General features: G+C 59.8%; 5 protein-coding genes. All 5 read right to left on the bottom strand.

Annotated features, from left to right (window positions below; all coding sequences use genetic code 11):
• On the bottom strand, nt 1-308 hold a 308-nt coding region (locus HB376_RS40420), incomplete at its 3' end, for an ATP-binding cassette domain-containing protein (RefSeq protein WP_213769282.1).
• An 11-nt stretch (nt 309-319) separates the two neighbouring features.
• A complete protein-coding gene (urtD, locus tag HB376_RS40415) occupies nt 320-1147 on the bottom strand; it encodes an urea ABC transporter ATP-binding protein UrtD (protein WP_255631894.1) in 828 nt (275 codons plus the stop codon).
• Between the two features lie 35 nt (nt 1148-1182).
• A complete protein-coding gene (gene urtC / locus HB376_RS40410) occupies nt 1183-2373 on the bottom strand; it encodes an urea ABC transporter permease subunit UrtC (RefSeq protein WP_213769280.1) in 1191 nt (396 codons plus the stop codon).
• 1 nt (nt 2374) lies between these two features.
• Nucleotides 2375-3934: an urea ABC transporter permease subunit UrtB gene (gene urtB / locus HB376_RS40405; protein ID WP_255631893.1), complete on the bottom strand. Its 1560-nt coding sequence runs from the start codon at nt 3932-3934 to the stop codon at nt 2375-2377.
• Between the two features lie 308 nt (nt 3935-4242).
• Nucleotides 4243-5448: urea ABC transporter substrate-binding protein (gene urtA / locus HB376_RS40400; protein WP_213769278.1), on the bottom strand; the 1206-nt coding region annotated here is incomplete at its 5' end.

Here is a 5448-nt window from a genome sequence, read left to right as displayed (position 1 = left end):
CTCGCCGCGCCCACCAGCAGGTTTTCTTCTACGGTGAGCCGCCCAAAGATGTCGCGTCCTTGCGGCACGTAAGCCAGGCCGCTCGATACGCGCTTGTAAGTCGGCATCGACGAGATCTTCGCGCCGCGCCAGGAGATCGTGCCGCTTTTGGTGGGCACCACGCCCATCAGGCAGCGCAATAACGTTGTCTTGCCCACGCCGTTACGGCCCAGCAGTACAGTCAGTTTTCCATCGGGCACGGTCATCTTCACATCGCGCAGGATGTGACTGCCGCCGTAGAACTGGTTGAGGGAATCAACTTCGAGCATGGGTATTTCCTCTATCGACCGAGGTACGACTCGATCACTTTCTCATTGCGCTTCACTTCATCGAGCGTGCCGTGCGCGAGCACGCTGCCCTCGGCCATCACCGTCACCCGCCCCGTGTCTCCCGAGAGCGCCGCGACGAACTCCATGTCGTGCTCGACCACCATCATCGAACAGGTGCCGCGCAGTTTGTTCAGCAATTCCGCGAGCTGCATGGTTTCATGGTCCGTCATGCCGGCAGCGGGTTCATCGAGTAACAGAAGTGCTGGCTGCTGCATCAGCAACATGCCAATCTCCAGCCGCTGCTTTTGACCGTGCGACAGTTCACCTGCGAAACGCGTGGCATCGGCTTCAAGGTGAATCAGTTCCAGCGTCTCTTCAATCCTTGCTTGTGCCTCGCGGTCAAGTTTCGATCTGAGCGAGGCTAACCACCCCTTGTCGGTCTTCATCGCGAGTTCGAGGTTCTCCCACACCGGGTGATTCTCGAACACGGTCGGCTTCTGGAATTTGCGGCCGATACCCGTGCGCGCAATCACCGGCTCCGACATGCGCGTCAGATCAAGCGTCTGGCCCAGAAACACCTTGCCCGAATCGGGCCGCGTCTTGCCGGTGATCACGTCCATCATCGTGGTCTTGCCCGCGCCGTTCGGTCCGATCACGCAGCGCAGTTCACCCACATCGATAGACAGCGTCAGCTTGTTGAGCGCCCGGAAACCATCGAAGCTCACGGTCACGTCTTCCAGATACAGGATCGTGCCGTGCGAGACATCGATTTCGCCCGGTTCGAGCACGTGACCCAGACCCGTGATGCCGTTCTGGTTACGCTCGTTGATTTCCGGCAGCGGCGGCAGGTCCACGATCAATGCGTTGTAGGCGGTCAATGTGAATGTCCTCCCGCTTTCTTCCGGCGCAATGCCATATCAATGAGCCCCATGATGCCGTTCGGCAACAACAAGGGCACCAGCGTAAAGATCAGGCCCAGGAAGAACAGCCAGTATTCAGGGAAGTTCGCCGTAAAGAAGCTCTTCGCACCGTTCACCGCGAACGCCCCGATGATCGGCCCGATCAAGGTTCCTCGACCACCCACGGCCACCCAGATCGCCATTTCAATAGAGTTGCCCGGCGACATCTCGTTCGGGTTGATGATGCCCACCTGCGGCACGTACAACGCACCCGCAATGCCGCACAGAATTGCCGATACGGTCCAGATAAAAAGCTTGTAAGCGAGCGGGCTGTAACCTAAGAACATCAGCCGTGCTTCGCCATCGCGCACGCCCGTCACCACGCGCCCGAGCTTCGATGTCACGATCGCCCGTGCCGCGATAAACGCCAGAATCAGCACGCCCAATGTCATGAGGAACAACACCGTGCGCGTACTCGCTGCTGTAATCGGAAAGCCCGCGATGCGCTTGAAATCGGTAAAACCGTTATTCCCGCCGAAACCGGTTTCGTTGCGATAGAAGAGGAGCATCGCGGCGAACGTCATCGCCTGCGTGATGATCGACAGGTACACGCCTTTGACACGCGAGCGGAACGTGAAGAAGCCGAATATCCAGGCAAGCACCCCGGGCACAACAATCACCAGCAACAGCGCGTACCAGAGGTGTTGCGTGCCCTGCCAGTACCACGGCAGCTTGTGCCAGTCGAGGAACACCATGAAGTCGGGCAAATCGCTCTGGTAGTTGCCCTCGCGGCCAATCGAGCGCATCAGGTACATGCCCATCGCGTATCCGCCGAGCGCAAAGAACAGCGCGTGCCCGAGGCTCAGGATGCCGCAATAGCCCCACACGAGATCAAGCGCCAATGCGCCGATCGCGTAGCACATAAGCTTGCCGACGAGCGTCATCGAATACGCGGAGAGGTGGAACGTGCTCGACTCCGGCAGCACGAGCGCGGCGATCGGCACGCAGATGCCCATCGCGATCACGAACGCGATCAGCGCAATCCAGCCGCTGCGGGGTAAAAGCGCAGCACGTGGCGGCAGGCCTAACGCAAAGCCTTCGCGCCTGGCTTGCTCATCGGGTTGCGGCGCAACATCGAGGTTGGCTGAGACGTTGGGTGTCGTCATCTCAAACCTCGGCGCTGCGGCCCTTCAGGGCAAACATGCCCTGAGGACGTTTCTGGATGAACAACACGATCAGCACGAGCACCGCGATTTTAGCGAGCACCGCGCCCCAGAACGGCTCGATCGTCTTGCTGACAAGCCCCAGTCCGAACCCGCCGATCACCGTTCCCGCCAGTTGTCCGACACCGCCCAGCACGACTGTCATGAACGAATCGATGATGTAACTCTGCCCCAGATCCGGCCCGATATTGCCGATCTGCGAGAGTGCGCAACCACCCAGTCCCGCGATGCCTGCGCCGAATGCAAACGCATACGAATCGACTCGCGCGGTTTTTACACCGACGCACGCGGCCATGCGGCGATTCTGCGTCACAGCGCGCACGAACAGGCCCAGGCGCGTCTTGGTGAGCACGACCCACGCGAGCAGCACGACAACGAGCGAGAAGCCGAGAATGGTCAGGCGGTTGTAAGGCAATATGAGATTCTGCATGATGGAGACGCCGCCGCTCATCCACGAGGGGTTCGTCACCTGCACGTTCTGTGCGCCGAAGATGGTGCGGGTTGCCTGGATCAGGATCAGGCTGATGCCGAAGGTGGTCAGCAGCGTTTCGAGTGGGCGGCCGTAGAGATGTTTTATCACCAGCCGTTCGAGCACAATGCCGACCAAAGCGGCGGCCGCAAACGACACGGGCACCGCGAACAGCGGATACCAGTCGAACGCGCCGGGTGCGTAGTGCTGCACGAGGTTTTGCACGACGTACGTGGCGTACGCGCCGATCATGAGGAATTCGCCATGCGCCATGTTGATCACGCCGATCAGGCCGTAGGTGATCGCAAGACCGAGCGCTGCGAGCAAGAGCACGCTGCCTAGCGACAGACCCGCGAAGATCGTGCCGACAATCTCGCCGCGCCGTTGAATCGAGTTCAGCTCTTCAATGCCCGCCTGGGCTGCTGCGCGCACGCGGGCATCGGGTTCGGCGAAGGTGCCGTCCGCGTTCTTGACGACGATCGGACGCAAGAGTTCGTTCATATCGAGGTCGTGACGCGCGGCGACCAGTTGCACGGCTTCGAGGCGTTTGTTCGGATCGGTATCGTGTAAGGCGGTGGTGGCCCAGAGCGTATCGAGGCGTTTTTTAAGTGTCGGATCGGTTTCCTTGGTGCGGGCTTTATCGACTAAAGGTTTGATCGACGGATCGGCGTTCTTGAGCAATTCATCGATGGCCGCGCGTCGTGTAGCGATATCGGGCGATGCCAGTTGCAAACCCGACACCGCGCCGGATACTTTCGAGCGCAGCAGATTGTTCAAGGTGACCGGTTGCGCATCGGGCGCGTCCACGATCTTGTTGGTGAGCGGGTCCTTGTTGCCGTCGTCGGTCTGGATTAAGACCTTGCCGGCATCGGTGGCGACCAGAGAACCGTCGGAGAGTGCGTTGAGCACGGCGATTGAAGGGGCGTCGGCGTTGGCGATCAGCTTGTCGATGGCGGCGGATTTGGCGTCGAAGTCGTCGGCCGCGAGCGGCGCGAGATCATCGGCGCTCAGCGCCGCAAAGGCGACCAACGGCATGCAGGCAATCAGGATTGCGCAGAGGCCACGGCGAGCGAAGCGAAGCATCGAATCAGTCATGAATGGCCTGTCAGGTAGAGCGGAGTACGGGGCGGCGTGGTACATGTTCACGATGTGTTGCGTGCTGCCCGGACTCGTATGAACCGCCGCCGGGTGTTTTTATGCTTCGTGCGCGGCGGTTCGATGTTTCAACGTTGGTAGTTCGTACTTGCTAAGGCTCAAGCCCGAGGTTCAGGCCTTAGACTTAGCCTTGACCTAAGGCATAGCTTTAGACCCAAGACTCTGGCCCAAGACTTAACCCCAAGCCTTTAAGCCACGCGGCGCCGACGCAGGAAATCCGGAATCGAACTCACCACATCCGGCTTGCCTTCGTTGCCCGGAATATACGGGCTCCACGGCTGCGCGCGCACCGTTGTCTTTGTACGCCACACGACGTTGAACTGACCGTCCGCACGCACTTCACCAATCATGACCGGCTTGTGCAGGTGGTGGTTCCCATCCATCTCAAGCGTAAAGCCCGACGGGGCGGCGAACTTCTGGCCGATCATCGCCACGCGAATCTTGTCGACATCGACGCTCTTCGCTTTCTCGGCCGCCTGCTTCCACATATGGATGCCGACAAAGGTCGCTTCCATCGGATCGTTGGTCACGCGCTTGTCGCCGCCGGGCAGGTTGTTCTTCTTGACCCAGTCCGCGAACATCGCCTTGAACTTCGTGTTCTCCGGGTTCTTCAGCGACATGAAGTAATTCCATGCCGCGAGATTGCCCACCAGCGGTTTTGTATCGATGCCGCGCAGTTCCTCTTCGCCCACCGAGAACGCGACGACCGGCACATCGGTGGCTTTGAGCCCCTGATTGCCGAGTTCTTTATAGAACGGCACGTTCGAGTCTCCGTTCACCGTCGAGATCACGCAGGTCTTGCCGGCTTGCGAGAACGTCTTGATGTTCGCCACAATCGTCTGATAGTCCGCGTGCCCGAACGGGGTGTAGACCTCTTGAATGTCGTCGTCCTTTACGCCCTTGGAGTGCAGGAAGGAGCGCAGGATCTTGTTCGTCGTGCGCGGATAGACGTAGTCCGTGCCCAGCAGGAAGAAGCGTTTTGCTGCGCCGCCTTCCTTGCTCATCAGGTATTCGGTGGCAGGGATGGCTTGCTGGTTCGGTGCGGCGCCCGTGTAGAACACATTCTTCGACATCTCTTCACCCTCGTACTGCACCGGGTAGAAGAGCAGGCCGTTGAGTTCCTCGAACACCGGCAGCACCGATTTACGCGACACCGACGTCCAGCAGCCAAAGGTCACCGCGACCTTGTCTTGCGAGATCAGTTGACGGGCTTTTTCGGCGAACAGCGGCCAGTTGGAAGCAGGGTCGACCACCACCGGTTCCAGTTGACGGCCAAGCACACCACCGCTTGCGTTGATCTGCGCAATGGTCATCAGCGCCGTGTCTTTGAGCGACGTTTCCGAAATCGCCATCGTCCCGGACAGGGAATGCAGTACGCCCACTTTGATGGGGCC

It is taken from the genome of Caballeronia sp. dw_19 (assembly GCF_018449515.1).
In the GTDB taxonomy this organism is placed as follows: domain Bacteria; phylum Pseudomonadota; class Gammaproteobacteria; order Burkholderiales; family Burkholderiaceae; genus Caballeronia.
The sequence above is the reverse complement of the archived record's forward strand: the minus strand, read 5'-3'. Positions and strand labels throughout refer to the sequence as shown.

Coding starts and splice junctions, on each gene's coding strand:
- urtC (WP_213769280.1), bottom strand. CDS start 2,373: ATGACGACACCCAACGTCTCAGCCAACCTCGATGTTGCGCCGCAACCC.
- urtB (WP_255631893.1), bottom strand. CDS start 3,934: ATGCCGTTGGTCGCCTTTGCGGCGCTGAGCGCCGATGATCTCGCGCCG.